The following is a 26952-nucleotide window of genomic DNA, read 5'->3' on the forward strand; positions in this document are numbered from 1 at the left end:
CATGTTCTCATTCCGAATCATCGGAACTTCGAGAGACTGAAAGATGGCGGGAAATCTGGAGCGGGCGTTGTCGATCATCGAATTGCTGGCGAAAAACGGCGGGCGGATGCAACTCGCCGCCATCGCCGACACGCTCAATATTCCTCGCAGCGGCACGCATCGCCTGCTCGCGATGCTGATCGACGAAGGGTACGTGCGGCAGGACGAGGATCACGGCGAATACATGCTCGCGCTCAAGCTCGTGTCGCTCGCGCTCATCTATCTGTCGACGGGCGGCGTACTCGACGTGTCGCAGCCCGTGCTCGACCGGCTCGCGGCGCAATCCGGCGAACTGGCGCGGCTGGGCGTCGTCGAGGACGATCACATTACGTTCGTCGGCAAGGCGCAGGGCGCGAAGTCGGGGCTGCGCTACGACCCGGACATGGGCAGCCAGCCGCCCTTGCATTGCACGGCGAGCGGACAGGCGTGGCTGTCGTCGCTTTCCGATGAGGAGGCGCTCGAACTCGTGTCGAAGCAGGGCGGGCTCGGCAAGCCCGGCTCGGGCGGACCGAAGGCGCCGAAGACGATCCAGCAGTTTCTCGCCGATCTGCAGGCGGCGCGCAAACGCGGCTACGGCATCGCGAGCGAGACGTACGAGGCCGGCATGACGTCGATGGCCGCGCCGATTCATCATCCGGTGACGGGCGTCGTCGTGGGCGTCGTGAGCCTCGCCGGGCCGACGAGCCGTTTGCCGGAGGCGCGTCTGAAGGAGCTCGCGCCCGCGCTGCTGGAAGCGGCGTCGGACATGGGCGCGGCGACGTTGAGTTCGCCCTATTTCAAGCGGTCGGCGGCGAAGGTGGAGGGGAAGGCTGTCAGTGCAGGCTGATGCTGGATTAGCCCGAATGGACGAGGTGACGCGGGGAAAACGCCCGCATTATCATCGTTTTCATCATGAAACGAGAATTTGAAATGCCTACTCCACTCGATCCGATCGTGTCCGAATTTGCCACTGTCTGGCGGCGGTGGAAATGCGTCTCGTCGTGTCGATGCTGACGGCGAACTTCACCGCGCAACTCGCGACGAATCCCGCCGATATCCACGAGGTCTGCACCTTCACCGTCGGCCCGAACGAAATGCCGATGCGTCTTTTCCTGCGATGAACGCGTCAGCCGGCGTCCACGGCATCGCGCGCGGATGAGGGCGCCGGCACGCCGCCTGTGGCCATCCACAGCACTTCGGCGTCTTCGTCGCTCGTCGAAATCGCCGCGTGGCCGGTGCGGCTGTCGAAGTAGATGCTGTCGCCGGCATGCAGATGCGTCGGCGCGTAGAGTTCGGAATAGAGGCACACGCTGCCGCTGATCACGTAAAGAAACTCCTCGCCTTCGTGACGGCCCCAGTCGTCGAACGCATCGAGCGTGTGCGCCGAAATGCGGATGCGAAACGGCAGCATCGCCTTGTGCGCGAGTTCGGTGGCGAGCAATTCCATCTGATAGCCGCGATACGCGTGGCGCTGTCCTTCGTTGCGGCGCGTGAGCGCGCGCCGGCCGCTCGCATTCGGCGCGGGCGCGGTGCCGAAGAGTTCGGCGAGATCGATCTGCAGGCCGCGCACGATTTTCTGAAGCACGTCGAAGGTCGGCGACATCAGCCCGTTCTCGATTTTCGACAGCGCCGAGCGCGACACGCCGCACATCCGGCTCGCGGTTTCGAGCGTCAGGTCGTGCGCGAGCCGCGCGCGTTTCACGCGGGCACCGAGATCGGAGGCGGATTGTTCGGGCGAATTCTTAGTGCCGGGGCTGGACATGGGAACGTGTGGGAGCGCTTTGTTTCCGATAATAACATCGCGCAAAACGGCGGCGAACGGCCCGCATCTGGTGACAACCCTAATATTGACGGCTGTTGTGAGCGCCATCGGCAGCGCGTATAGTCTCCTGACTTCCGAAAGTTTCTTATCAGAAACTTTTGCTCCGACGAGCGAACCCGCTTCGCAAGGACTTTCATCGTGAATGCACAATCGATTCTTTCCGACCTCGGCATCGCGAGCCTCGTCACCGATGGCGATATCGCCGTCACTTCCCCGATCACGGGCGAAGTCATCGGCCGCGTGAAGCAGAACACCACCGCCGACGTCGACGCCGCGCTCGCCGCCGCCCGCACCGCGTTCGCCTCGTGGCGCAACGTGCCCGCGCCGCGCCGCGGCGAACTCGTGCGCCTGCTCGGCAATCGGCTGCGCGAGAAGAAGGAGGCGCTCGGCCGGCTCGTGTCGCTCGAAGCGGGCAAGATTCTCCAGGAAGGCTTGGGCGAAGTTCAGGAAATGATCGACATCTGCGATTTCGCCGTCGGTCTCTCGCGCCAGTTGTACGGCCTGACGATCGCGTCGGAGCGGCCGGGTCATCGCATGGCGGAGACGTGGCATCCGTTCGGCGTGTGCACGATCATCTCGGCGTTCAATTTCCCGGTCGCGGTGTGGTCGTGGAACGCGGCGCTCGCCCTCGTGTGCGGCAACGCGGTCGTGTGGAAGCCATCGGAGAAAACGCCGCTCACCGCGCTCGCCGTCGACCGCATCCTGCGCGATGCCATCGATGAATTCGGCGCGGCGCCTGCGGGCCTCGCGTCGGTCGTCATCGGCGGGCGCGAGGTCGGCGCGGCGCTCGTCGCGGACAAGCGCTCGGACATCGTCAGCGCGACGGGCAGCACGGAAATGGGCCGCAAGGTCGGCGTCGCGGTCGCGGAACGCTTCGGCCGCTCGATCCTCGAACTCGGCGGCAACAACGCGGGCATCGTGTCGCAGACGGCCAATCGCGATCTCGCGCTGCGCGGCATCCTGTTCTCGGCGGTCGGCACGGCAGGGCAGCGCTGTACGTCGCTGCGGCGTCTTTTCGTGCACGAAAGCATTTACGACGAAACCGTCGCGCGTCTGAAAGATCTCTACGCCAAAGTGCCCGTCGGCAATCCGTTGGAGCAGGGCGTGCTGATGGGCCCGCTCATCGACGTGCAGGCGTTCGCGCGCATGCAGGACGCGCTTGAACAGGCGAAGGGCGAAGGCGGCAAGGTGACGGGCGGCGAGCGCGTGACCGTGAAGGGCCACGAAAACGGCTACTACGTGCGCCCGGCGCTGGTCGAAATGCCGTCGCAGACGGAGGTCGTGCTGAAGGAGACCTTCGCGCCGATTCTCTACGTGATGCGCTACACGGATTTCGACGAAGCCATCGCCGCGAACAACGCCGCCGCGCACGGATTGTCGTCGTGCGCGTTCACCACCGATCTGCGCGAGGCCGAGCGCTTTCTGTCCGCATCGGGCAGCGACTGCGGCATCGCGAACGTGAACATCGGGCCGAGCGGCGCGGAGATCGGCGGTGCATTCGGCGGCGAGAAGGAAACCGGCGGCGGCCGCGAATCGGGCTCGGATGCTTGGAAAGCCTACATGCGCCGCGCGACCAACACGATCAACTACTCGTCGGAATTGCCGCTCGCGCAGGGCATCGACTTCAATCTGAGCTGAGGCCAACGTGAGTTCGAGCGTTGTCATCGTAGGTGGCGGCGTGATCGGCAGCTCTGTCGCGTACTTTCTGCGCGCATCGGACCCGACCGTGCAAGTCACCGTGATCGAGCGCGACCCGACTTACGCGCGTTCGTCGTCGGCGCTGTCGGCGGCCTCGATCCGGCAGCAGTTCTCGACGCCGCTTTCGGTACGCATGTCGCTCTTCGGCATCGACTTCCTGCGTTCGATCGGCGAGCGGCTCGAAGTGAACGGCGAGCGTCCGTCGATCGATCTGCACGAAGGCGGTTATCTCTTTCTCGCGACGGCGGCGGGTGCGTCGACGCTGCGCGAAAACCACGCGTTGCAGCGAGCGCTCGGCGCGGACATCAGCCTGCTCGACGCCGCGCAACTGCGCGCGCGTTTTCCGTGGCTCAACACGGACGATCTCGCGGCGGGCGCGTTCGGCGAGAGCGGCGAAGGCTGGTTCGACGGCTACGGTCTCGTGCAGGCGCTGCGTCGCAAGGCGCAGGCGCTCGGCGCGCGTTACGTGACCACGGAAGTCGTCGGCATCGAACGCGAAGGACGGCGTGCGAACGCCGTGCGCGCGGCCAACGGCGAAACGTATCCATGCGATGTCGTCGTGAACGCGGCGGGTGCGTGGTCGCGTCCGGTCGCGGCGATGCTCGGCATCGACATTCCGGTGTTCGCGCGTCGGCGCAGCATCTTCAATGTGTCGTCGCCGGCGACGCTCGAGCGCGCGCCGTTGCTGATCGATCCCACGGGCGTCTATTTCCGTCCTGAAGGGCGCACGTATATTTGCGGCACGTCGCCCTCGGCGGACAACGATCCCGACGACCTGCCGCTCGACGAAGTCGATCACGCGCTCTTCGACGACGTGATCTGGCCGACGCTCGCGCATCGCGTGCCGGCGTTCGAGGCGCTGCGCGTCGAGCGTTGCTGGTCCGGCTATTACGAATACAACGTGCTCGATCAGAACGCGATCATCGGCCATCATCCGGATGTCGATAATTGCATCTTCGCGAACGGGTTCAGCGGACACGGCCTGCAACAAGGCCCGGCAACAGGGCGCGGCGTCAGCGAACTGATTTTGCGCGGGCGTTACGAAACGCTCGATTTATCGCCGCTCGACTGGACTCGCGTGCTGGAAGGCCGGCCGATCGTCGAAAAGAATGTCGTATAACTGATAGAAGACTGCCAACGCCGCTTTCCATAATCGATGATTGAAGTCTGCCCGGCCATGCACCGGGCATTTTTTTCGCTACGAAACAGACAGGCGGATTGGAACCGGTTCGGATTTGCGTTGCGAACGGGCATTCTTATCATCATCGTCAGGCTGGCGGGCTTCGTCCATTAATGAAATCCACTAGGGCCAGCCGCTTTCGATGAGTGCATTCTGAATCTGTCAAAACGCTTTTTTCGCGCTTCATAGATAGGAGACAAAACATGGAAGCCAATACGAGCGCGCATTTCTACGCCTGGATCGACGACGGCGAGCTGCCGCACGACACGAGCGTTCCGGTGTCGCATCGTTCGAGTCAGGTATCGGCCGAACCCGAATATATCGCAGAGATTTGCGGACGTTTCGGCAAGACCGATGAGGAAAAAAACTCCTGCGTCATTCGCGGATATAACTGACGCCCTTTAATGCAGTGTGTTGCGTTCGTGAGACGCTTTGTCACGACGCATATTTACGCGCACAAAGATGCGCCATGCGATTCATGACGGACCTTCATGAAACGCATATAGCGAATTTTTGTGTGCGTTGCCAAGCAGAACGCGGTCCGGTGAGTTTGTAAATCGGAACTGCGTAAATCGAACCCGCCGCGTGCGGGTTTTTCCATTCTGGATGTCCGGAAAACAGGTTCGTGCCGCCCGGCAGCGCCTGGCCGCCGATGGCACAATCGCCGCAACGCAGGCAATCAGGAGCAAAGGTGGCGAACCTGGATCTGGACAATCCGTTTCTCGAAGCGCTCGGCGCGACGCTCACGGAATGGCGCGCGGGCTACGCCGAATTCACGATGCCGATACACGCCGGGCATCTGAGCCGGCAGCGCATCCTGCAAGGCGGCGCGATCGCCACGCTGCTCGACGCCGCTTGCGGCTACGCCGGTCTCTTTCCGACCGGCGCCGCGCCTGTGCACGGCTTCACTCTTTCGCTGACCGTGAACTATCTCGATCGCGGCATCGGCGACAAGGTCGTCGCAAAAGGCTTTCTCGAACGTCAGGGACGCTCCGTCTATTTTGCACGCGGCGAAGCGTGGGTCGACGATCGCGTGATGATCGCGAGCGCGCAAGGCACCTTCAAATACGCGCGCTGATGGCTACCCGCAATCTCCTTCGGCGTCTCGATCTCACGACGCTGCAACTCTTTCTCGCGGTGTTCGAGGAAGGCACGCTCACGCGCGCGGCGGAACGCGAGGCGATCGCGGTGTCGGCGGCGAGCAAGCGTCTGCTCGAACTGGAGCAGGCCGTCGGCGCCGCGCTGTTCGAACGCAAGGCGCGCGGCATGGCGCTGACGCCGGCGGGCGAAACGCTGCTTCATCACGCGCGGCGCGTGCTGCGCGATGTCGAGAACATCGGCATCGAACTCGCGGAACATGCGAGCGGCGTCCGCGGCTACGTGCGGATGATGGCGAATCTCTCGGCGATCGTCGAATTCCTGCCGGAAGACTTGCGCGCGTTTTCGTCCGTGCACGAGCAGATCAAGATCGATCTCGAGGAGCGCCCGAGCGGCGGCATCGTGGAAGGCGTCGCGGACAGTCTCGTCGACCTGGGCATCTGTTCCGGCGACGCCGACACGCGCGGCCTCGAAACCGCGCATTACCGGCACGACCGGCTCGCGCTCGTCATGCCCGGCGATCATCCGCTGGCGAAGCGCGCGAGCATCGCATTCGCGCAGACGCTCGACTTCGATCACATCGGGCTGCATTCGGCGAGTTCCATCAACCAGCGCACGCATCTCGCGGCGCGTCAGGCGGGGCGCGCACTGCGGTTGCGCATCCACGTTCCCGGTTTCGACGCGGTGTGCCGCATGGTGCAGGCGGGCATGGGCGTCGGCGTGCTGCCGATGCAGGTCTTCGAAGCGATGGGTCGTCAGCTCGGACTCGCGGCCGTCGCGCTCGACGACGACTGGGCAGCGCGCAGCCTCGTGATCGTCGTGCGCGATTCGGATGCGCTATCGCCCGTGAGCCGGCTGCTGTTCGATCATCTGCGGACCGTCGAAGCAGGCATTTAGCATTCAAAAAACCGGCGAGCGTTCGCGTTTGACGAACGATGCTTGCCGAAATGCGGTTGGACGCCCCCGAGCGTTCGCCAATAAGCTTGTCTCCATCGAAAAGCACATCATCAGGAGACAGCGGCATGAGCGGACCTCTTCAGGGCATTCGCGTCATCGAAATCGGCACGCTGATCGCCGCGCCGTTCGCGGCGCGCATGCTGGCCGAATTCGGCGCGGAAGTCATCAAGATCGAAGCGCCGAATACCGGCGATCCCCTGCGCAAATGGCGCAAGCTGCACGAGGGCACTTCGCTCTGGTGGTATCTGCAATCGCGCAACAAGAAGTCGGTGTGCGTGAATCTCAAGTCGCCCGAAGGCGCGGACGTGATCAAGCGTCTCGCCGCCGATGCCGACATCGTCATCGAAAACATGCGGCCCGGCGCGCTCGAAAAACTCGGTCTCGGCTGGGACGTTTTGCATGCAATAAACCCGAAGCTCACGATGGTCCGCATCTCCGGCTACGGCCAGACGGGTCCGTACCGCGACCGGCCGGGCTTCGGCGCGATCGGCGAGGCGATGGGCGGCATCCGTTACACGACGGGCGACGCAGAAGGGCTGCCGGCGCGCGTCGGCGTGAGTCTCGGCGATTCGCTCGCTTCGCTGCACGGCGTGATCGGCGCGCTGATGTCGGTGCTGCGCGTGAAGACCGGCAAGGGCGACGGCCAGGTGGTCGATGTCTCGCTCGTCGAAAGCGTGTTCAATCTGATGGAAAGCCTCGTGCCCGAATACGATCTGCTCGGCCATGTGCGCGAGCGCAGCGGCGGGGCGCTGCCGGGCATTGCGCCGTCGAACACGTATCGCACGGAGGATGGCGGCTTCGTTGTGATCGCGGGCAACAGCGACCCGATCTACAGGCGGCTCATGAAGGTGATCGGCCGTCCCGATCTCGCGGACGATCCCGCGCTTGCCCGCAACGACGGCCGCGTGCGTCACAGCGCAATGCTCGACGAAGCGATCACCGCGTGGACCTCGCATCATTCGATGGACGATGTCCTGGCGACGCTCGAACGCGAGGAAGTGCCGTCGGGTCGCATCTACTCCGTCGCGGACATCGTCAACGACGCGCATTACCAAGCGCGCGACATGCTGCTGAAGGCAGAACTGCCGGGCGGCGCATCAGTGAAGATGCCGGGCATCGTGCCGAAGCTCTCCGATACGCCGGGCGAAGTGCACTGGCAAGGCCCGGCGCTCGGCGAGCATACGCAATCGGTGCTCGAATCGCTCGGCTTCGCCGCGGATGAAGTGGAACGGCTGCGTGCCGAAGGAGCGGTGCAATGAATTACGAATACAAAGAACCGTTGATCGTGCAGGAGGTCGCGCCGCGCGACGGTCTGCAGATCGAAAAGCAGTGGGTCGAGACCGAAGACAAGATCGCGCTGATCGACGCATTGTCGGCGTGCGGCTTCTCCCGCATCGAGGCGGGCTCGTTCGTGTCGCCGAAAGCGATTCCCGCGCTGCGCGATGGCGACGCGGTCTTCAACGGCATCCGGCGCGGGCGAGGCGTGATCTACGTCGCGCTCGTGCCGAATGCAAAGGGCGCCGAGCGCGCGCTCGCCGCGGGCGCCGATGAACTGAACCTCGTGATGTCCGCGAGCGAGACGCACAATCGCGCGAACATGCGTATGAGTTGCGAGTCGTCGCTGGCCGGTTTCGGCGATGTCGTTCGGCTCGCCTCTGGCAAGGCTTCGCTGAACGCGACCGTCGCCACCGCGTTCGGCTGCCCGTTCGAGGGGCGCATCGACGAAGAGCGCGTCGTGTCGATCGCGCGGACGTATCGCGAAATGGGCATCGACGGCATCACGCTCGCGGATACCACCGGCATGGCGAATCCGCGTCAGGTCGCGCGGCTGGTCGCACGCGTGCTCGAACACGTCCCCGCCGCCGATCTGACGCTGCACTTTCACAATACGCGCGGCCTCGGCCTCGCCAACGTCCTCGCTGCCTACGACACCGGCGCGCGCCGTTTCGACGCCGCGCTCGGCGGTCTCGGCGGCTGTCCGTTCGCGCCGGGCGCTTCGGGAAACATCTGCACCGAAGACCTCGTGAACATGTGCGATGAGATGAGCATTCCGACGGGCATCGATCTGCCAAGGCTGATTGCGCTGTCGCGCACGTTGCCCGCGCTCGTCGGACACGAAGTGTCGGGACAAGTCGCGAAGGCGGGACGCAATTGCGATCTGCATCCGGCGCCCGATTACGTGCAAGCGATCTAATTCAAAAGACCAAAACAACACTGGAGACAAAACATGAGCGATCTAAGCGTCCACGCGGCCGATGAGCCGCACATTGTCGGCAACACCTCGCACATCATCCGCAAGGTGGCATTGCGGCTCATGCCGCTCATCATGCTGTGCTATTTCTTCGCGTTTTTCGACCGCATCAATATCAGCTTCGCGAAGTTTCAGATGCAGAGTTCGCTCGGCCTGTCGGACACCGCATACGGTCTCGGCGCGAGTCTTTTCGTGATCGGCTATGTGCTCTTCGAAGTGCCGAGCAACATGCTGCTCTACAAGGTCGGCGCGCGCCGCTGGATCGCGCGCATCATGATTTCGTGGGGCATCGCGACCGCGCTCATGGTCTTCGTGCAGACGGAATGGCAGTTCTACGGACTGCGCTTCATCATCGGCGCGATGGAAGCGGGCTTCGCGCCGGGCGTGCTGTATTACCTGACGCTGTGGTTTCCGGCGAGCTATCGCGGGCGCATCACGTCGATGCTGTTTCTCGCGTCGGCCTTCTCGGGGCTTTTCGGTGCGCCGCTGTCGGGGCTCGTGCTCGGGCATCTGAATGGCGTCGCGGGCATCGCGGGATGGCACTGGCTGTTCCTGCTCGGCGGCCTGCCGTGCGTGCTGCTCGGCATTCTCGTGCTGAAGGTGCTGAAAGATCGCGTCGATGACGCCGCGTGGCTCACGAGCGACGAGAAGACGTATCTGAAGAGCCAGATCTCGACGCAAAGTCAGCATACCGACACCGGCCATTCGCTGTTCGGCGCGATCAGGACGCCCGGCTTCCTGATGCTCGGCCTGATCTACTTCCTGATTCAGATCGCATCGTACGGTCTCAACTTCTGGGCGCCGCATCTGATCCGGGCGGCGGGCACGCAGAATCCGACGATCATCGGCTTGCTCACGGCCGTCCCATATATCTGCGGCGCGATCTGCATGGTCGTGGTCGGCCGCATGTCGGACCGGTCGGGCGAGCGCCGCAAGTTCGTCGCGAGGCTGCTCGTGATGGCGGCTGCCGGCTTCTTCGCGGCGGGCATCTTCGACAAGCAGACGACGCTGCTCATCGCCGCGCTCGGCGTGATGGGCGCGGGTGTGATCGCCTCGATTCCGGCGTTCTGGGCGCTGCCGCCGAAGCTCTTGACCGGCGCGGGCGCGGCGGGCGGGATTGCGCTGATCAACACGCTGGGGCAACTGGGCGGCATCGTGAGCCCGGTGATGGTCGGCCGCATCCGCGACACGATGGGCAGCACGACGCCCGCGCTGTATGCGATCGGCGCGATGAGCGTGCTGTGCGCGCTGTTGCTGCTCTTCGGCTTGCCGCAGACGCTCAGGCAGAAGGATCATTCGGAGCGCAAAGCCTGACGCCAAGGCTTCTGCGAACGGGAAAGCGCCCGGCGGACTGCATGTCCCCGGGCGCTTTTTGCATTTTGCATCTGGCGTTTTGCATTCATCAGGCCAGATGGCATCTTGCATGCCGCATTCAGTCTCGCATCAATCCTTCCACGTCCACTCGCGGATCTCGTCGCGATCGATGCCTTCCTCATGCGCGTACCGCACGCTCTCGATGATCTGGTTCTTGAGCCATTCCTTCGTATGCGCGCTGCTGCCCGCGATGCGCGGCACGCGGTCGATCACGTCGATCGCGAGCGTATAGCGATCCACGCCGTTGATGATCGCGAGTTCGAACGGCGTGTTGATGTTGCCGCGCTCGCGATAGCCGTGAACGTGCATGTTCGCGTGATTCGTGCGGTTGTACGTGAGCTTGTGCACGAGCGACGCGTACGAGTGGAAGTTGAAGATCACGGGTTTGTCGCGCGTGAAGATCGAATCGAAATCGCGATGCGACAAGCCGTGCGGATGCTCGGTGTCCGGCAGCAGCCTGAAGAGATCGACGACGTTGACGAAGCGGATCTTCAGATCGGTGCAATGCGCCTTCAGGATTTCGACGGCGGCGAGCGCTTCCATCGTCGCGATATCGCCCGCGCACGCGATCACGACATCCGGCTCCGCGCCCTGATCCGTCGACGCCCAGTCCCAGATGCCGATGCCCTTCGCGCAATGCACGATGGCGTCCTGCATGTTCAGATATTGCAGATGCGGCTGCTTGTCCGCGACGATCACATTCACGTAGTCGTGCGTGCGCAGACAGTGATCCGCGACGCTCAACAGGCAGTTCGCATCGGGCGGCAGATAGATACGCACGACGTTCGGGCTCTTGTTCGTGACGACATCGAGAAAGCCGGGATCCTGATGCGTGAAGCCGTTGTGATCCTGCCGCCACACGAGCGACGTGATGAGCAGGTTGATCGACGGCACCGGCGCGCGCCAGCCGACTTCGGTTTTTGCTTTTTCGAGCCACTTCGCGTGTTGGTTGAACATCGAATCGATGACGTGCACGAACGCTTCGTAGGTCGCGAAAAGACCGTGACGCCCGGTGAGCACGTAACCTTCGAACCAGCCTTCGAGCGTGTGCTCCGACAGCATCTCCATGACGCGTCCGTCGACGGACAGCGCGCCGCCGTCTTCGTCTTCGGGCAGCGTCTGTGCGATCCAGCGCTTGCCCGATACTTCGTACACGCCGTCGAGCTTGTTGCTCGCGGTCTCGTCCGGGCCAAAGAGACGGAAGCTCGTCATGTTGCGGCGGATCACTTCGCGCAGGAACGTGGCGAGCACGGCCGTCGGCGACGTGTAGACGCTTGCGGCGCGTTTGAACTCGAACGCGTAGTCGCGGATATCGGGCATGTCGAGCGATTGCCGCAGCGCGCCGCCGTTCGCGTGCGGATTCGCGCTGATGCGGCGCGTGCCTTCGGGTGCGAGCGCGCGCAGCGGTTCGATCAGACGGCCGTCTTCATCGAACAGTTCCTCGGGCTTGTAGCTGCGCAGCCACGCTTCCAGTTGCGCGAGACTGCGGGGATTGCTTACGGCATCCGCGATCGGCACCTGATGCGAGCGCCAGTAATCCTCGACCTTCCGGCCGTCGACTTCCTTCGGTCCGGTCCAGCCTTTAGGCGTGCGCAACACGATCATCGGCCAGCGCGGGCGCGTCACGTTCTCAGGATTGGCGCGCGCGTTCGCCTGAATCGCGCGGATATCGGCGATGCAGCGTTCCAAGGTCGCGGCCATGCGCTGATGCATCGTTTCCGGATCGTCGCCTTCGACGAAATGCGGCGCGTAGCCGTAGCCCCTGAACAGGTCTTCGAGCTCGTCGTGCGGAATGCGCGCGAGGATCGTCGGATTGGCGATCTTGTAGCCGTTCAGGTGGAGAATCGGCAGCACGGCGCCGTCGGTCGCGGGATTGAGAAACTTGTTCGAATGCCATGATGTGGCGAGCGGGCCGGTTTCCGCTTCGCCGTCGCCCACGACCGCCGCGACGATCAGATCGGGATTGTCGAACGCCGCGCCGAACGAATGCGACAGGCTGTAACCGAGCTCGCCGCCTTCGTGAATCGATCCCGGCGTTTCCGGCGTGCAATGCGAGCCGATGCCGCCCGGCGACGAAAACGCGCGAAAGAGCTTGAGCATGCCGCGCTCGTCGAAACTGCGATCGGGGTAAATCTCCGAGTAATGGCCTTCGAGCCACGAGTTCGCGAGCGTCGCGGGCGCGCCATGGCCGGGACCGGAGACGAACAGGACGTTCAGATCATCGCGCTTGATGAGCCGGTTCAGATGCACCCAGACGAACGACTGGCCGGGATCGGAGCCCCAGTGTCCGAGCAGACGCCGCTTGATGTGTTCGCGCTCGAGCGGCTCGCGCAGCAGCGGATTCGCGCGCAGGTAAATCATGCCGACCGAAAGATAATTGCAGGCCCGCCAGTAGGCGTCGATCTTCGCGAGAAGATCGGGATCGAGAGGCGTCTCGAGGGCGGTCGTGCCAGTGACGTCGTCGTTCAATTGGTTCTCCTGATGAGTGAGAGGATTGGTCGAGCGTCGTGCGTGCGGCTTGCGCAGATCGAATCCTGCGCGCTGGTTAATGATCGGCTGTGATTGTGGCGGTTTGGTTGCAGGGCACGCGCGGCGCCGTCCGGTACATCTTACCGGCGGCGCGGCAACGATGGTGGCGAGCGCGTCATTCCATCGCGGCGTGGCGGAGGTCGTAGTCCATGATAAGCGCGCGGTTATCTTCCCACATGCCGATGTAATGAACCATGAAGCTGTCCGGGCGGCGATAGACCCAGGGCGTGTTCAGTTCGATGAAATCGTAAATGCGCGTCGAATCGAAGTCCGGCAGCGAGTGGAAGACATCGATGAAGTAATACTGATCGCCCTGGTTCGCATAGATGTGGGATCTGTCGTCCAGGTTCCGGCACCTTTCGATCACGCGCGCGAGAGCGTCGTAGTTCTGCTGATTGCGCTGAAAGCCCATGATGCCGGAGTTGAACGCCCACGTTCCGATATCGCGTGCCAACACGGTGTCGCGTTCGCGCGTGAGCGGTTCGAGACGGCGGTTCATGTCGTTGATGAGCACATCGGCATCGAGCCAGAACACCCATTGATGATGCGGCAAGTACGCGTGCAGCAACGCGGCCTTGTGCCAGTTCGCCGACGTCTTTCCGTCGTTCAATCGCGGCGGAACATCGCGATGCACGTAAAGCGTGTAACCGTGGCGTTTGCAATATTGCCTGATGTTGGCCTCGGCGATGCGCCCGTACTGCGCGATATTCGGCGTATAGAGCATGACGATCGCGATCGCGTGGTTCGGTTGATAGACGCTTTGCGTTTCGGTTTCATGCACGCCCGAATTGGCGAGCGAGAGAAACGGCGTTGCGCGCGTCCTGCATTCGTTGATGTGTTCAAACGCTGCCGCACGAAGCCGCCGATGATGTTTCTCGTCGCGAAAGCAGGTGGAGAAGCTGTTCCACGTCGCCCAGACGCATTCGAGATTGACCGCGGCCGGAAGCACAACGTACACGTCGCCGACGCGGAACTGTTGCGGGCAAATCGTGAAGTCATGCAGCATTTCGCCTTCGTTTTCCGGCAACGCGACGCCGAGCCGGCAGCGGCCGACGAGATCCGCGAGCTTGCGGCGCACCGGTTCTGTATTGCGGAAGATGAGGATATCCGTCTGCGGGATATGGCCTTCGGCGCAAGTCAGGAGCCAGTCGCGCCCCGCCATGAGATCGGGCAATGCGACGGGCCGCAGTATCGCGGCGTTCTCGCTCAGCAGCATGAGGATTTCGTTCGGCGCGGCGCGGCTCAAATGACGCAGCAACGCTTCGTACTTGTAGACCCATTGCAGGTGCTTGTTGCTTCCCGACAAATCGGACAAGTCGATCTCGATGTGGCGATAGCCGAATTCCCGTGCGTAGTGGCGATGGTTGGCGAGCGCGCCGGGCGCGTGGTCGGACAGAAGGCTTAGGACGATCATGAGAGGCGGAAAGCGTTTGAACGGATTGCTTGGGCGAACCGCCTAGCATCGCTGTAAAGCGTTCCGGGTCGCATGGGAACTGTCCGAAAAGCGCCAGTAATACGCCGTTTCTCAAGCGCCCATAGAATGTCCGAATGATCCGAAAATCCGCTTCCATCGCCGACGCGCTGCACGGCTTTCATCCCGCCGTCGCCGCGTGGTTCGGCGCCCGCTTTCCCGCGCCGACCGCGGCGCAGGCGCGCGCGTGGCCGCTCGTCCACGCGCGCCGCTCGGCGCTCGTCGCCGCGCCGACCGGCTCCGGCAAGACGCTTACCGCGTTTCTCGCCGCCATCGACGAACTGGTTCGTGACGGCGTCGCGCGCGGCGGGACGCTGCCGGACGAGACGCGCGTCGTATACGTGTCGCCGCTGAAGGCGCTGTCGAACGACATCCACGTCAATCTGGAGGAGCCGCTCGCGGGCATCGCGCAGACCTTGCGCGAATCCGGCGTGGCGGCGCCCGAGATTCGCGCGGCCGTCCGTACCGGCGACACGACGCAGCAAGAGCGCAACGCCGTCAGGAAGCGCCCGCCGCATATCCTCGTTACGACGCCGGAATCGCTCTACGTGCTGCTGTCGTCCGATTCCGGCCGCGCGATGCTTTCGACCACGCGCACGGTGATCGTCGATGAGATTCATGCGGTCGCGGGCAGCAAGCGCGGTTCGCACCTGAGCCTGTCGCTCGCGCGCCTCGACGCGCTGTGCGAGGAAGCGGGCGGGCAGCGGCCCGTGCGCGTCGGCTTGTCGGCGACGCAAAAGCCGATCGAACTCGTCGCGAAGTTTCTCGTCGGTGATAACCAGCCCTGCGAGATCGTCGATGTCGGACATGTTCGAGCGCGCGATCTCGCGCTCGACCTCCCGCCGATGCCGCTCGAAGCGATCATGTCCAACGACATGTGGGAGCGCGTCTACGACCGTCTCGCGGAGCTTGCCGGGCTGCATCGGACGACGCTCGTCTTCGTCAACACGCGGCGCATGGCCGAGCGCGCGGCGCGGCATCTGACCGAGCGCCTCGGCAAGGAAGCCGTGGCCGCACATCACGGCAGTCTTGCGCGCGAGCATCGGCTGGACGCGGAGCAGCGTCTGAAGCGCGGCGAACTGCGCGTGCTGATCGCGACGGCGTCGTTGGAACTGGGCATCGATATCGGCGATGTCGATCTCGTCTGCCAGATCGGCTCGCCCGGCTCGATCGGCGCATTCTTGCAGCGTGTCGGGCGCTCCGGGCATCACGTCGGCGGCGTGCCGAAAGGACGGCTTTTCCCGACCTCGCGCGACGATCTGATCGAATGCGCGGCGCTCCTCGATTGCGTGCGGCGCGGCGAACTCGATGCCCTGACGATCCCGCACGCGCCGCTCGACGTGCTCGCGCAGCAGATCACCGCCGAAGTCGCGTGCCGCGAGTGGGGCGAGGACGCACTGTTCGAGCGCATCACGCGCGCGTATCCGTACGCGACGCTCGATCGGGCGCATTACGAGGCCGTGCTGCGCACGCTCGCGGAGGGCTATACCGGACGGCAGGGCGTGCGCGCGGCGTACGTGCATCGCGATGCGGTCTCGCGCACGCTGCGCGGCCGTCGCGGCGGCAAGCTGACGGCCGTGACCTCGGGCGGCGCGATACCTGACAACGCCGATTTCGCCGTGATCCTCGAACCGCAAGGCTTGCAGATCGGCACGGTGAACGAGGATTTCGCCGTCGAGAGTCTCGCGGGCGACATCTTTCAGCTCGGCAATACGTCGTACCGGATCGTGCGCGTGGAAGGCGGGCGCGTGCGCGTCGAAAACGCGAACGGCCAGCCGCCGAACATCCCGTTTTGGCTCGGCGAAGCGCCGGGCCGCAGCGACGAGCTTTCTCATGCGATTTCGCGTCTGCGCGCCGATGTCGACGCATGGCTCGATGGCGGCGTCGAAGCGACGGTCGCGCGGCTTGCACAAGAAAGTGGCATCGACATCGAAGCCGCGCGGCAGATCGTCGATTATCTGGCGCGTTCGCGCGCCGCGCTGACCGTGCTGCCGACGCAGGACACGCTCGTCATGGAGCGCTTCTTCGACGAATCCGGCGGCACGCAGCTCGTCATCCACGCGCCGTTCGGCAGCCGCGTGAATCGTGCGTGGGGACTCGCGCTGAGAAAGCGCTTCTGCCGCACGTTCAACTTCGAGCTGCAGGCGGCCGCGACCGAGGACGCGATCGTGCTGTCGCTGACGGGCAGCCACAGCTTTGCGCTCGATGACGTCTGGCGCTATCTGAAATCGGCGACTGCGGAGCACGTGCTGATCCAGGCGCTGCTCGACGCGCCGCTCTTTGGCGTGCGCTGGCGCTGGAACGCGACCAACTCGCTTGCGCTGCCGCGCTATACCGGCGGGCGCAAGGTCGCGCCGCAGTTGCAGCGCATGAAAAGCGAGGATCTGCTCGCGGCGGTGTTCCCGGATCAGGTCGCGTGCGCGGAAAACATCTCGGGCGAGCGCGACGTGCCGACGCATCCGCTCGTCGAGCAGACGATCGACGATTGCCTCCACGACGCGATGGATGCCGACGCGTGGCTCGCGCTCCTGCGGCGCATCGAAGCAGGCGATGTGCGGCTCGTCACGCGCGAATTGCCCGCGCCGTCGCCGCTCGCGGCCGAGATTCTGTCGGCGCGGCCGTATGCGTTTCTCGACGATGCGCCGCTCGAGGAACGCCGCACGCAGGCCGTGCTCGCGCGCCGATGGAGCGATCCGCATTCGGCGGACGATCTCGGCGCGCTCGATCCCGACGCCATCGCGAGCGTGCGCGACGAAGCCTGGCCCGAAGTCACGAGCGCCGATGAAATGCACGAGGCGCTTTCGACGCTCGCCTGCATCGCCGAATCCGAAGCGCAACGCGACCCGCAATGGATCGCGTGGCTGGATGCGCTCGCGCGCTCCGGCCGAGCGACGCGTCTGCAGATCGCGGAGCACGACGCGCTGTGGACGCCCGTCGAACGTCTCGCGTGTGTGCGCGCCGTCTACGAGCATGCGCCGATGCATCCGTCGCTGCAGCCGCCGCCCGGTTTCGACGATGCGTGGACAACCGACGACGCGCTCGTCGAAATCGTGCGCGCGCGTCTGTCGGGATTCGGGCCGCTGACGGTGCCGGAGATCGCGCGTCCGCTCGCGCTGCCCGCGTCGGCGATCGCGCTCGCCCTGACGCGGCTCGAAGCGCAGGGCTACGTGATGCGCGGACGGTTCGCGCCGGGCGCGCAGGTCGAAGAGTGGTGCGAGCGGCATTTGCTCGCGCGGATTCATCGCTATACGGTGCGGCGGCTGCGTCGCGAAATCGAGCCGGTCGAGCGGCAGGATTTCATGCGCTTTCTGCTCGAATGGCAGCGCGTCGCGCCCGATTCGCGCGGCGAGGGCCGCGACGCGCTCGGCGCCGTGCTCGAACAGCTCGAAGGTTTCGAGGCGCCCGCCGTCGCGTGGGAGGAAGAAATACTGCCGGCGCGCATCGCCGATTATTCGGGCATGTGGCTCGACGATCTGTGCCGCGCGGGCAAGCTCGTGTGGACGCGTCCGGCAGGACGCTCGCGCGCATCGGGCGGTCCGGTGCGCGGCACGCCGATCGTGCTGCTGCCGCGCCGTCACCTCGATGCATGGAACGCGCTCATGCGTCCCGACGAAGCGCCGCAACTGTCGTCGCGTGCCGAACGCGTGTTCGACGCGCTGAAAGCGCACGGCGCGATGTTCTTCGACGAACTGCTCTCCGACGTGCGCCTTCTGCGCACCGAACTCGAAGACGCGCTCGGCGAACTGGTCGCGCTCGGACTCGTCAATGCCGACAGTTTCGCGGGCCTGCGCGCGCTGCTCGCTCCGGCGGCGAAGCGCAACGCGTTCGCGCGGCGTCCGAGGCGCGGTGGCCTCTTCATCGGCGGAATGGACGACGCGGGCCGCTGGGCGCTCCTGCGCCGCGCGAAACCGGACGACGCGCGCGAAGACGGCGATCTCGAACACATCGCGCTGACGCTTTTGCGGCGCTACGGTGTCGTGTTCTGGCGTCTTCTGGAGCGCGAGGCGCAATGGCTGCCGCCGTGGCGCGATCTGCTGCGCGTCTATCACCGGCTGGAAGCGCGCGGCGAGATTCGCGGCGGGCGCTTCGTCGCCGGGCTCGCGGGCGAGCAATTCGCGCTGCCCGAAGCCGTGCCGCTGCTGCGCGACATGCGCAAGCGGCCGAAGGACGGCGTGTTCGTGGTGCTGTCGGCGGTCGATCCGCTCAATCTCGTCGGCACCTTGCTGCCGGGAGAAAAAGTGCCGGCGCTCGCGGCCAATCGCGTGCTGTATCTCGACGGCGTGCCGGTCGGCGCGGTGGTCGCGGGCAAGACGCGCTATTTCGGCGATTTCGATGGAGAAGGGCGCGAGCGCATGCGTCTCGCGCTCGTCAAGCGCACGGCGCGTTCGCTCGGCAGTTCCATCGGCAGCGGAGTGACGGGCGCGAGCATGCCGACGCGCCATTGAAGCGGCGAAGGACGCGATCCCTCGCCGCTATCGACGTTATTTCTTCGAGACGAATCTCGTGTTGAACGGACCGGCCTGCGTAGCGGGCACGTCCTTCACCGGCACGCCCGGATAACCGACGACGCGATTTGTCGCCGATGCCGGCCGGATGCGAAACAATGGACGCACGCCATCGCGCGCGCCGCCGACGATCGTATGCATCGCCTGCCTGTCGAGTTCGACGCTGTCGGCGAGATCCCTGATTTTGATGACGGCCATGGATGCTTCCTCCAGAGTGGGGAGTCCCAATCGAGTATAGACAATCGTCTTCGATGTGCCGGAGCGACTCCGTGATCCGCAACACCGATCGCGCGTGAACGCCAATGGCGGCACAAGGCGCGTGCCTTCTGCCGCAAAGACGTTCGTGAAGACCAATGCGAATCGCGTGCCAACGCCGCGTGCGAGCGGCATGAACTGTCCAGTGCGTTGATTTTTCGGTCCTTTTCGCCACGCGGCGAGTTCGTGCCAAGCGTATTTCGATGGCGTGACGCCAACACTCGTCATCGATGTGTCGGTCTCCGAACGACATGTGCGCGATGCCGCTCATGATCGAAAACGCCATTTGCGAAAGCTCCATGTGAAGGCTAGTATCGAACGATCACCGGGGTTTTGTTACGACAAGTAGTTGTCGATCGATTGGAGCCGCGTCGCGTCGCACAGATGACAAGTTTTGCGCAAGCGATTCGTACTTATCGGGGCGACGGCGGGTCGCGCGACGAGTTCTTTGCGGGAGTGGACGGCGCACTGGCGACCGAACAGACTCCGGCAAGGCGGCTCATGGAGATCCTCGACGAGGAGCACGCGGCGCGGCCGTTGCCCCCCGACATCTATGCGGCCATCCGCCGCCGCATCGAGCATGCGGCGCGCATGCGTCCCGAAGCCGATTCCCCTACCGGGCCCGCGAGCCGCGACGAGACGCGTCTGCAAACGTCGCCGGGTTTCGCGCCGCCGCCTTCGCGCGATCCGAGCGGCGGCACCGGGAGTCAGGCGACGCAAGTGATGGTCGATCACGATCAGCAGATGAAAGGCGTCGGCGACACGCTCAACAGCCGCTTCGTGCTGGAAGAATGTCTCGGCATCGGCGGAATGGGGACCGTGTACAAGGCGCTCGATCTGCGCAAGCTCGAAGCGTCGGACCGGCGGCCGTATGTCGCGATCAAGGTGCTCAATCTCCAGTTCCGCGGCAATCCGAAATCGCTGATCGCGTTGCAGCGCGAGGCGCGCAAGGCGCAGCAGCTCGCGCATCGGAATATCGTCACCGTGTACGACTTCGACCGCGACGGTCAGGTCGTCTATCTGACGATGGAATATCTGTCTGGCCAGCCCCTCTCGCGTCTGCTTCGGAACCCGAACTTCAAGGGCATGCCGTTCTCCGAGGTCTTTCCGATCTTCAAGGGCATGGCCAACGCGCTCGCCTACGCGCACGAACGCGGCTTCGTGCACTGCGATTTCAAACCGGCCAACGTGTTTCTCACGGACACGTCGGAAGTGAAGGTGATCGACTTCGGCATTTCGCGCGTGATCCAGCGGCCCGAGGAGGAAACCGAGGCGACCGTGTTCGATCCCGGCAGCCTCGGCGCGCTCACGCCCGCGTACGCGAGCCCGGAGATGCTGGAGCATCGCGAGCCCGATCCGCGCGACGACATTTACGCGCTCGGCTGCATCACCTACGAATTGCTGACGGGCAAGCATCCGTTCGATCGCGTGCCCGCGTTGCAGGCGAGAAGCGCGGGCATGAAGCCGCAGCGTCCCGAGCATCTCGGCAACAAGCAGTGGAAAGCGCTGAAGGCCGCGCTCGCATTCGAACGCGAAGCGAGGACGCCGAGCGTCACGCAATTTCTCGAAGATATCGCCGACGAAAATGCCGCGTCGCCCGCGGGCCGCAAGGGAAAAAAAGGCGGCGTGCCGAAGTTTGCGATCGGCGCGGCGGCGCTCGTGGCCCTGCTGGCGGCGGGCGCGGGATATTACTTCTACGATCAGTCGAGGGGCGGCGAGGAAGTTGCGCACGAAGCGCCGCCCGCGCCGGCAGAAGGCAGCGCCGCGGGAACGGTGACACCGCATTCGCCCGGCGCGCCCCCCGCTTCGGCGGCGGTGGCGGTCACGCCCGCCGTGCCCGCGACGCCCGTTCCCGAACTCACGATGGCCGCCGTCACGCCCGTGCTCGGGAGCGTGCCGTGCTCGGCGCTGGTGGCGTCGGTGCATGATCAGACCGTCGACGTGCAGGGCTTCGTATCGCAGAAATACGGTCTCGCGCGACTGAAGGAAGCGCTCGGCCGCGTGCCAGGCGTGAAGACGACGAACTTCGGCGTGCAGCCGGTCGCCGACGACAAATGCGATCTGCTCAAGGTGTACGGCCCGTTCTGGACGGCCAACCGCCAGTCGGGGCGACCGGCATCGGTGCACACGCGCTCGCGCGCGACGAGCCTCACCGAAGGCGACCCGCTCATCGTCGATCTGATGACGCCCGCGTTCGAGTCCTACGTCAACGTCGACTATTTCATGCTCGATGGCAGCGTCGTGCATCTGTTGCCGAACGCGCGCTCGCGCGACAACCAGGCGCCCGCAAACTACACGGCGACCATCGGCACAATGGGCGATTGGGTCGTCGGCAAGCCGTTCGGTTCGGAGATGATCGTGCTGACAGTCACGCCCGCGCCGCTCTTCGACTCGCCGCGCCCCGACAGCGAAGCGAAGTCCGAATATCTGCGCGCCGTCGACAAGCGGCTCTCGGCGCTCGCGGGCAAATACGGCCGCGAGCGCGTCGCCGTCGATATCTTCCAGATCACGACGCAAGCCAAAAAGTAGCGCCGGCTCAGGGTTTCGTGGCGGACGCCAGCACACAGGGCATCGGCACGAGCAGCTCGCCGTGCCGCGCGTACGCCGTCACGCGGGCGTGCACTTCCTGCGCGATTGCGGCAAGCGCGCTTTTCGATTGCGCGCGCAGCAGCGCCGCCATTCGCACGCCGCCGTGCATCAAGGCGTCGAGCGGCGTTTCGGGCAGCACGAGATGCCACGTTTGCTCGACTTCGACGGCGCGCGCGTCGGCAAAGCCGGCTTCGGTGAGCACGCGCACACATTCGTCGGGATCGCTGAAGCGAAAGAAGGGCGGCGAGGGCGGCAGTCCGACATCGAGCGTCCCATGCAGCCGGACCGCGTCGAGCACCATGCCGAAGCCGACCGCGCGTTCGGGTGCAGCCCACGCGGTGAACGCAATGCGTCCGCCCTGGCGGAGCACGCGCGCCGCTTCGTCGAGCGCGCGCTCGGGCTCGGGAAAATGCAGCATGCCGAAGTTGATGCCGACGGCGTCGAAGCTTTCGTCGCCGAACGGCAACTGCTCCGCGCCCGCGAGATGAAACTCGATCTCGGGATGAAACTGCCGCGCGTGCGCGATCATCGACGCGGAAAAATCGACGGCCGCCGCAGTCGCGCCACGCTCGATCGCCGCCGCGGCGAGATTGCCCGGCCCGGCGGCGACATCGAGCATGCGGATGCCCGGCGCGACCGAAAGCGCATCGAGCAGCGCGGGATGCGCCTGAACGGTCAGCCTTCCAAAATAGTCCTCGTACGACGGGACCACATGCTCCCAGCCGTCCTTCTCGAACGCTGCGAATTCGTCGAATTGCATGACGCACCTCCGCTCGCCGCACGCGCGGCTCGTCGTTGCCGGAGGCCGGGCCTCGTCAGGACCGCGCGAGGCTAGGTCTTGGGCTTCTCGATAGAAGCTTTGAGTTCGTTCAGGGCGTCTTCCATGCGTTTGCTGACGAGCGCATAGGCTTCGGCCTGAGTCTGCTGGGTCGTGCGCGCGATGTCCTGCATGTCCGCGAGCGCGTTGTGCAGCGCGCGTTGCACGACTTCGTTGGCGTTGAACGGCGGTTGCGTCGAGGTCGTGGCGAATTGTTTTGCGATGCCTTCGAGATCGCTCAAGGTCCGGCGCAGGATTTCGAGTTGTTTGTCGCGCAGCGCCTCCATGCCGCCGAACGCGACGCGATTGGTCGCCGCGAGCGCTTCGACGTCCTTGCGGCGCGATTCCATGATCGCGGTGACGTCGAACCCAGGAAGCTGGTACTGCTGGAACATGGCTGCAAACTGGCTGAACGGATCGCTGAAATTTTGGTTCATCGTGCCTCCCCAGGGTTTTGTCGGTCGAATGCGAGCCATTCTTGCGGGCAAAGGCGAGGATGGCCCGGGCAGCATGCGCCGTGTGCGCGAAGCCATGCCAACGCGCAGCCAGCACCTGATACTACCAATATAAGCCGTGGAAATGGGGCAAGGGAAAACACCAGAACGAGCGGTCGCCTCCCGGCGCGCGCGACGTTCGGTTGAGGTTGATGCAGGTCAATTCGTGCCGCGCCGAGCAAGCGACCATTGAATTATCGCGGCGCGGTATCGGTGCGCCCGACGGTCGGGAGAACATCATGATCAGGGGTGAAGGGCGCATCGTGGCGGCTTTGGGCGCGGTGTTCGTGACGCTGGGCGGCATCAATGCGGCGCTGCGCGGCCTGCTCTTCGACGAGACGTCGGTGATGTACTACGGCGTGCTCGCGATACTCATCGGGGCTGCGTCGTTCGTCGTGATGCTGACACCGTTCCCGAGCGACGAGCCCTGACGATTGAGCGCGTGCCGATCAGATTCTCTCCTCGTCGGCGAATACGCCGTGCTCCGCCTTGATCTGCTCGCGATCGATGCACTGGACGTGCCAGCGTCCGGTGCTCTTCATGCCGGCGCCGTCGGCATACCAGAGGACGCGTCCCGCGAGACCCTCGCATGGGCCATCCGGCGCGTCGACATCGAGGCGCTCCAGAACGCAGATGGGATCGCCCACTTGCTGGCCGCAAATCATCGTGCCGTTCGAACCTGTGCGCAAGCCGCCCCAGTCCGGCACATCGACGGACTGATGACCCTCGCGCGACCATCGGCGGGTTTCCTTGTCGAGCCACAGGATGGCGTAGGCCGCCGATTGAGCGCCTTCGAAGCCATCCAGCTTGACCGTGATACGCATGTCATCCTCCATGAAGCAAATTCGATGGACGAAGACGCTCGGCGCTTTCGCCGGCCATGAGCGTCCTCGGTTGAATGGCGGCTTGCGCCGCGCGTATTGTTGAGGCGTTGCGACGCGATCTTCTCAGACCGCGATGAGAGGTTCGAACTGGACGCCGCAGATAAGTTTAATCGCGCCGCATGTAATGGGTTCCATCGCCGATGCGTTCGTAAGGCACGCTTCGGATCGCGAACTTGCCGCGCCGCAACAGCGATGATGTCCGAACCAAACAAGCAAGTCCGATGCCGAAATGTGTCGCCGACACATGTTCGCTTCGTGACTGCATGAGTCAAGTTTAGTACGACAATCTGACCGTTCAGCGACAGTCATCGGAGGCAAATCGCCGCACGCGCGAGCAACCGATGCGCGATGCGTGCGCCGCATCATCGCGTGATGTGGTGTAACCAGAATGCCCGGCGAGCGTGCATCGGTGCACCAAGGCGGCTTCGCGCGCCCCAGCGCATCGCGCGTGCGTGCCGTTCGTTTGCTGCTGCGACGGACAACACGCTGCGCTGCAATATCGATGGAGATGAATTCATGCGCGCAATGGTCTTCGACGGCAACGGTCCTTTCCTGCAGTTGCGCGATCTGCCCGATCCGGTGCCGCGCGCAGGTGAACTGCTCATCGACGTCCATGCGTGCGGCGTGTGCCGCACCGATCTCCATGTAGTCGACGGCGAGCTCGCGCATCCGAAGCGGCCCGTGATACCGGGCCACGAGATCGTGGGAACGGTCGCGCGGCTCGGCGCGGGCGTGACGAACTTCGCGCCCGGCGATCGCGTGGGCGTGCCGTGGCTGGGCCATACCTGCGGCCGTTGCCGCTACTGCATCGCCGGCCGCGAGAATCTCTGCGATGCGCCGGATTTCACCGGCTATACGATCGACGGCGGTTACGCGCAACGCGTCGTCGCCGATGCGCGCTACTGCCTGCATCTGCCGCAACGGTATTCGGACGTGGAAGCCGCGCCGCTGCTGTGCGCGGGACTGATCGGCTATCGCACGCTCGCGGTGGCCGGCGACGCGCAGCGCATCGGCATCTATGGCTTCGGCGCGGCCGCGCATATCGTCGCGCAGGTGGCGAAGCATCAGGGGCGCGCGGTCTATGCGTTCACGCGTCCGGGCGATATCGCGGCGCAACGTCTCGCGCTCGCCCTGAAGGCGCATTGGGCGGGCGGCAGCGACGAGACGCCGCCCGATGAACTCGACGCCGCGCTGATCTTCGCGCCCGCCGGCGCGCTCGTGCCCGCGGCGCTCAAGGCGGTCGCGAAGGGCGGCGCCGTGGTGTGCGGCGGCATCCACATGAGCGACATTCCTTCGTTTCCGTATGCGCTGCTCTGGGGCGAGCGGCGCGTCATATCGGTGGCGAATCTCACGCGCGAGGACGGCCGCGCGTTCATGGGGATCGCCGCGCAGTTTCATTTGGATCTGCACACGACGCCTTATCCGCTCGACGAAGCGAACCGCGCGCTCGCCGATCTGCGCGACGGCAAGCTGACGGGCGCGGCGGTGCTGACGGTCCGCGCGTGAATCAGTGATGTTCGAGCATCGCGCGATCGACGATGCGGACCTGACGCCCGTTGAGCCCGATCGCGCCTTCGCGCTGCAGCTTCGAGAGCGTGCGGCTCACGGTTTCGAGTTCGAGCCCGAGATAGCTGCCGATATCCGCGCGCGTCATTGGCAAGAGAAGATCGACCGGATGTCCGCCGGATGACGTTGCGCCCGCGTCGAGGCGTTCGGCGAAATCGAGCAGGAACGCCGCGACGCGTTCGCGCGCGGGCATGGTGCCGAGCATCAGCGCGAGACGCGATGCGCGCACGATCTCCGCGCTCATGATCGCGAGCAGTTCGTGCTGCATCCCCGCGTATTCGCGACACAGCGGTTCGAGAATGCCGACCGGCATGATCCGCACGACGCTCGCTTCGAGCGCGACGGCGTCGCTTTCGTGCCGGTTCGTGCATATGCCGTCGAGACCGAGCGTTTCGTTTTCGAAGTGAAAGCCCGTGACCTGCGTGTGCGGCGCGCTGTCATCGTCGCTGCTGGGGAATGTCGCAACGGTCTTGAAGCAACCGCTTTGCACCGTATACAGGCTGCGCAACGGCTCCCCCGCGCAATACAACGCATCGCCACGCTCGACGGTGCGCGTCGGAAACGGGATCGCGTCGGTGTCCGAAAAGCGGACGTGCAACGTCGGCGCGCGCCGGGTCGAAGCGCCCGCATCGATTGAAGGTTCCATTGCGACTTCCTCCTTCAAGACCAGTATGGTTCACGAATGGAGGAAAAGAAAATCGGCCTGACTCGCGCGACCGTTTCAGAACTCGATATCGAGTTCGTCGATTTCCTCGGCTTCCTGTTGCGCATCGGCGATCCAGCGGCGCATTTCCGGCATCGCGAGAATGCGCTCGCCGTACGCGACGATATCGGCGTCGAGCTTGACATCGTAGGTGACGAAGCGCGTGACGACCGGCGCGAACATCGCGTCCGCGCACGTACGTTCGCCGAACAGATACGGACCACCATACCGCGCGAGACATTCATGCCAGATCGTCACGATCCGCTCGATGTCGGTCTGCGCGCGCGCCCATACCTTGAAGCCCGGAAAGTGCGCCTTCAGGTTCATCGGCAGGGCGGAGCGCAGTGCGGCAAAACCCGAGTGCATCTCGCCGCAAATCGCGCGGCAATGCGCGCGTTCGGCGCGCTCCTTCGGCAACAGGCCGGCATCGGGGCATACTTCATTCAGATATTCCGCGATGGCGAGCGTGTCCCAGACCTTGATGCCATCGTGAAAGAGACACGGCACGAGTATCGATGGCGACAGCAAAAGCAGTTCGGCGCGCGCGCCGGGATCGTCGGCGGGCATCACGACTTCCTCGAACGGCAGTCCGCTGAACTTCGTGAGCAGCCAGCCGCGCAGCGACCAGGACGAATAGTTCTTGCTGCTAATGGTGAGCGTGGCGTTCGCCATGAGTCGTTCCTCGCGCGTCGTGCACCAAGACGGATCGAGCGCGGTGCGCCCAAGCACCGAAGCGCGGCA

23 protein-coding genes are annotated in these 26952 nt (G+C 64.6%); 14 read left to right on the top strand and 9 right to left on the bottom strand.

From position 1 onward, the window contains the following. Nucleotides 1-43 precede the first annotated feature (43 nt). Both NCT05_RS19040 and NCT05_RS36805 read left to right on the top strand, forming a co-directional pair. Nucleotides 44-865: an IclR family transcriptional regulator gene (locus NCT05_RS19040; RefSeq protein ID WP_175979296.1), complete on the top strand. Its 822-nt coding sequence runs from the start codon at nucleotides 44-46 to the stop codon at nucleotides 863-865. Between the two features lie 142 nt (nucleotides 866-1007). Then, on the top strand, nucleotides 1008-1139 hold the full coding sequence (locus tag NCT05_RS36805) for a hypothetical protein (protein WP_284502551.1): 132 nt from the start codon (nucleotides 1008-1010) through the stop codon (nucleotides 1137-1139). 5 nt (nucleotides 1140-1144) lie between these two features. Here the strand turns inward: NCT05_RS36805 and NCT05_RS19045 are convergent, their stop codons facing one another. After that, the gene (locus NCT05_RS19045) at nucleotides 1145-1780 is read right to left on the bottom strand and encodes a helix-turn-helix domain-containing protein (RefSeq protein WP_008353462.1); all 636 of its coding nucleotides are present in this window, start codon (nucleotides 1778-1780) and stop codon (nucleotides 1145-1147) included. A 198-nt stretch (nucleotides 1781-1978) separates the two neighbouring features. Here NCT05_RS19045 and amaB point away from each other — a divergent pair, with 198 nt between their 5' ends. The 8 genes from amaB (at nucleotide 1979) to NCT05_RS19085 (ending at nucleotide 10338) form a co-directional block, all read left to right on the top strand. Further along, the gene (gene amaB / locus NCT05_RS19050; RefSeq protein ID WP_033536131.1) at nucleotides 1979-3478 is read left to right on the top strand and encodes an L-piperidine-6-carboxylate dehydrogenase; all 1500 of its coding nucleotides are present in this window, start codon (nucleotides 1979-1981) and stop codon (nucleotides 3476-3478) included. A gap of 7 nt (nucleotides 3479-3485) precedes the next feature. Further along, nucleotides 3486-4658: an NAD(P)/FAD-dependent oxidoreductase gene (locus NCT05_RS19055; RefSeq protein WP_250502943.1), complete on the top strand. Its 1173-nt coding sequence runs from the start codon at nucleotides 3486-3488 to the stop codon at nucleotides 4656-4658. 263 nt (nucleotides 4659-4921) lie between these two features. Further along, a complete protein-coding gene (locus NCT05_RS19060; RefSeq protein ID WP_175979298.1) occupies nucleotides 4922-5113 on the top strand; it encodes a hypothetical protein in 192 nt (63 codons plus the stop codon). 296 nt (nucleotides 5114-5409) lie between these two features. Then, nucleotides 5410-5796, top strand: coding sequence for a PaaI family thioesterase (locus NCT05_RS19065; RefSeq protein ID WP_250502944.1), 387 nt, complete (start codon nucleotides 5410-5412; stop codon nucleotides 5794-5796). Then, entirely contained in the window at nucleotides 5796-6713 is a 918-nt protein-coding gene (locus tag NCT05_RS19070) for a LysR family transcriptional regulator (RefSeq protein ID WP_008353454.1), read from the top strand. Before NCT05_RS19065 ends, NCT05_RS19070 begins: the two co-directional genes overlap by 1 nt. A gap of 125 nt (nucleotides 6714-6838) precedes the next feature. Then, nucleotides 6839-8032 (top strand): CaiB/BaiF CoA transferase family protein, encoded by a 1194-nt coding sequence (locus NCT05_RS19075; protein ID WP_250502945.1) that lies wholly within the window; start codon nucleotides 6839-6841, stop codon nucleotides 8030-8032. After that, nucleotides 8029-8967, top strand: a complete 939-nt coding sequence (locus NCT05_RS19080; RefSeq protein WP_250502946.1) for a hydroxymethylglutaryl-CoA lyase — start codon at nucleotides 8029-8031, stop codon at nucleotides 8965-8967. Before NCT05_RS19075 ends, NCT05_RS19080 begins: the two co-directional genes overlap by 4 nt. A gap of 33 nt (nucleotides 8968-9000) precedes the next feature. Further along, nucleotides 9001-10338, top strand: coding sequence for an MFS transporter (locus NCT05_RS19085; RefSeq protein WP_250502947.1), 1338 nt, complete (start codon nucleotides 9001-9003; stop codon nucleotides 10336-10338). Between the two features lie 129 nt (nucleotides 10339-10467). On the opposite strand, the gene NCT05_RS19090 is transcribed toward NCT05_RS19085, so the two are convergent. Next, nucleotides 10468-12867, bottom strand: a complete 2400-nt coding sequence (locus NCT05_RS19090; RefSeq protein ID WP_175979301.1) for a phosphoketolase family protein — start codon at nucleotides 12865-12867, stop codon at nucleotides 10468-10470. Nucleotides 12868-13042: 175 nt separating this feature from the next. Continuing rightward, nucleotides 13043-14341: a glycosyltransferase family protein gene (locus NCT05_RS19095; RefSeq protein ID WP_250502948.1), complete on the bottom strand. Its 1299-nt coding sequence runs from the start codon at nucleotides 14339-14341 to the stop codon at nucleotides 13043-13045. Between the two features lie 134 nt (nucleotides 14342-14475). Here NCT05_RS19095 and NCT05_RS19100 point away from each other — a divergent pair, with 134 nt between their 5' ends. Continuing rightward, a complete protein-coding gene (locus NCT05_RS19100) occupies nucleotides 14476-18843 on the top strand; it encodes a DEAD/DEAH box helicase (protein WP_250502949.1) in 4368 nt (1455 codons plus the stop codon). A 36-nt stretch (nucleotides 18844-18879) separates the two neighbouring features. Here NCT05_RS19100 and NCT05_RS19105 read toward each other — a convergent pair whose 3' ends face one another. After that, the gene (locus tag NCT05_RS19105) at nucleotides 18880-19101 is read right to left on the bottom strand and encodes a hypothetical protein (protein ID WP_250502950.1); all 222 of its coding nucleotides are present in this window, start codon (nucleotides 19099-19101) and stop codon (nucleotides 18880-18882) included. A 441-nt stretch (nucleotides 19102-19542) separates the two neighbouring features. On the opposite strand from NCT05_RS19105, the gene NCT05_RS19110 reads away from it, so the two are divergent. Continuing rightward, nucleotides 19543-21687, top strand: a complete 2145-nt coding sequence (locus tag NCT05_RS19110) for a serine/threonine-protein kinase (protein ID WP_033536133.1) — start codon at nucleotides 19543-19545, stop codon at nucleotides 21685-21687. Between the two features lie 7 nt (nucleotides 21688-21694). On the opposite strand, the gene NCT05_RS19115 is transcribed toward NCT05_RS19110, so the two are convergent. Beyond that, nucleotides 21695-22507, bottom strand: a complete 813-nt coding sequence (locus tag NCT05_RS19115) for a class I SAM-dependent methyltransferase (RefSeq protein ID WP_008353444.1) — start codon at nucleotides 22505-22507, stop codon at nucleotides 21695-21697. 71 nt (nucleotides 22508-22578) lie between these two features. Next, entirely contained in the window at nucleotides 22579-23001 is a 423-nt protein-coding gene (phaP, locus tag NCT05_RS19120; protein ID WP_008353443.1) for a phasin family protein, read from the bottom strand. Nucleotides 23002-23297: 296 nt separating this feature from the next. On the opposite strand from phaP, the gene NCT05_RS19125 reads away from it, so the two are divergent. After that, on the top strand, nucleotides 23298-23489 hold the full coding sequence (locus NCT05_RS19125; protein ID WP_033536164.1) for a DUF2964 family protein: 192 nt from the start codon (nucleotides 23298-23300) through the stop codon (nucleotides 23487-23489). A gap of 18 nt (nucleotides 23490-23507) precedes the next feature. Here the strand turns inward: NCT05_RS19125 and NCT05_RS19130 are convergent, their stop codons facing one another. Further along, nucleotides 23508-23882, bottom strand: a complete 375-nt coding sequence (locus NCT05_RS19130) for a DUF3564 family protein (protein ID WP_033536165.1) — start codon at nucleotides 23880-23882, stop codon at nucleotides 23508-23510. A gap of 576 nt (nucleotides 23883-24458) precedes the next feature. On the opposite strand from NCT05_RS19130, the gene NCT05_RS19135 reads away from it, so the two are divergent. Continuing rightward, the gene (locus tag NCT05_RS19135) at nucleotides 24459-25448 is read left to right on the top strand and encodes a zinc-dependent alcohol dehydrogenase family protein (protein ID WP_250502951.1); all 990 of its coding nucleotides are present in this window, start codon (nucleotides 24459-24461) and stop codon (nucleotides 25446-25448) included. A gap of 1 nt (nucleotide 25449) precedes the next feature. Here the strand turns inward: NCT05_RS19135 and NCT05_RS19140 are convergent, their stop codons facing one another. Beyond that, nucleotides 25450-26154 (bottom strand): Crp/Fnr family transcriptional regulator, encoded by a 705-nt coding sequence (locus NCT05_RS19140; RefSeq protein WP_008353439.1) that lies wholly within the window; start codon nucleotides 26152-26154, stop codon nucleotides 25450-25452. Nucleotides 26155-26229: 75 nt separating this feature from the next. Beyond that, complete coding sequence (locus tag NCT05_RS19145) at nucleotides 26230-26883, bottom strand: glutathione S-transferase family protein (protein ID WP_250435728.1); 654 nt, start codon at nucleotides 26881-26883, stop codon at nucleotides 26230-26232. Nucleotides 26884-26952: the final 69 nt, after the last annotated feature.

The organism is Caballeronia sp. AZ7_KS35 (assembly GCF_023631045.1).
Lineage (GTDB): Bacteria > Pseudomonadota > Gammaproteobacteria > Burkholderiales > Burkholderiaceae > Caballeronia > Caballeronia zhejiangensis.